The following is a 204-nucleotide window of genomic DNA, read 5'->3' as shown; positions in this document are numbered from 1 at the left end:
GCGGAATCGACTTACCAGGAGGGACAAGGCTGCCGGCGCCAATAAATGCGCCTTCGCCAATTTCGGCGCCGTCTAGAATCGTGGAGCCCATGCCAATCAGTGCTTGTTTACGGATGATCGCGCTATGTAGCATTGCTTGATGACCTATTGTGACATCATCTTCAATAATTAGTGGCGAATTGGGGCTTTGGTGGAGCATTGATT

At 50.5% G+C, this 204-nt stretch carries 1 protein-coding gene; it reads right to left on the bottom strand.

What is annotated here, in order from left to right:
• A partial coding sequence (locus CHH91_RS20060) for a gamma carbonic anhydrase family protein (RefSeq protein ID WP_286160879.1) occupies positions 1-204 on the bottom strand: 204 nt, incomplete at both ends.

This window comes from Virgibacillus sp. 7505, assembly GCF_002272135.1.
In the GTDB taxonomy this organism is placed as follows: Bacteria; Bacillota; Bacilli; order Bacillales; family Amphibacillaceae; genus Terribacillus.
Note: the sequence above shows the minus strand (reverse complement) of the source record. Positions and strands in the feature narration are given on the sequence as shown.